At 33.1% G+C, this 1,053-nt stretch carries 1 protein-coding gene; it reads right to left on the bottom strand.

Going from position 1 to position 1,053, the window contains the following annotated elements; genetic code table 11:
- Window positions 1–40: 40 nt before the first annotated feature.
- Window positions 41–892, bottom strand: coding sequence for an IS3 family transposase (locus ACI5KZ_RS14770; protein ID WP_406848089.1), 852 nt, complete (start codon window positions 890–892; stop codon window positions 41–43).
- Between the last annotated feature and the right edge of the window lie 161 nt (window positions 893–1,053).

The following is a 1,053-nucleotide window of genomic DNA, read 5'->3' as shown; positions in this document are numbered from 1 at the left end:
ATGTCTTGTCCTGAAATATGGCTACAGGTTAAAATTGAATTTACGCTGATAATTTATATACCATATTTGGTGTTTTATAGTCTAAAGATAAATGTAATCTTATTTCGTTGTATAAATTAATTGCATTTTTTGCAGCTCTCTTAGCGTGAGCCACGTTATCAAAGGTTTGGTCTAAATAAAACTCGTCTTTTAAGATTCCATTTACACGTTCTGCCATTGCGTTTTCGTAGCAATGATTTTCTTCAGTCATACTAATATCTATCTTTTTTCTTTTAAGTATTTGTGTGTACACATTACTGCAATATTGTATTCCTCTGTCTGAATGATGAATAAGTTGTTTAATGTCTTTAGCCTGATAAATAGCCTTATTAAGGGCTCTCACGCATCCTTTTAGTTCTAAGCTATCACTAAGATCATAACCCACTATTTTTCTGGAATGCATATCGGTTATTAAAGCCAGGTAGCAAAAGCCTTTTACAGTTCTGATGTAAGTTATGTCACTCACCCAAACTTGGTTAGCTCTAGTAACTTCTAAGTCTTTTATAATGTTGTTATACTTATAAAAACGATGATACGAGTTTGTTGTTCTGGCACTGGTTTTCTTTCTAAGTGTTAGCATGTTGTGTTTTCTAAGGACATTAAATAGGGTGTCTCTACCAATTTTAAGGTTGGCTTTAGTAAATTCAACATCTAGTGATTTTATGAGTTTACGTACACCTTCTCTAGGAAGGGATTTACGTTTTTTACTGACTATGTTTATAATCTGATGTTCTAGTTTTAAACGCTTATCAGCTCTAGATTTGTATTTGTAATACGCATCACGTTTAAGTCCGAAACAATGAGTTATAGTCGTTAAAGAAGCAAATCCCTTAGATTTCTCTTTCGCTTTGATTAAGGCTTTATACTTAGCTTTTTTTTTAGCTCTGCAACAGATTTGTAGCCTAGATCTTCAGCTGCCACTTCCAGATAAGAATCCAATACCATGGCATCCAGATCCTTTTTAAGTAGTAGTTTTTTAAGCTGTTCTATTTCCTTTTGCAAGGCTTTAATTCG

Source organism: Xanthomarina sp. GH4-25 (assembly GCF_045363175.1).
Taxonomy (GTDB): Bacteria; Bacteroidota; Bacteroidia; order Flavobacteriales; family Flavobacteriaceae; genus Xanthomarina.
The sequence above is the reverse complement of the archived record's forward strand: the minus strand, read 5'-3'. Positions and strand labels throughout refer to the sequence as shown.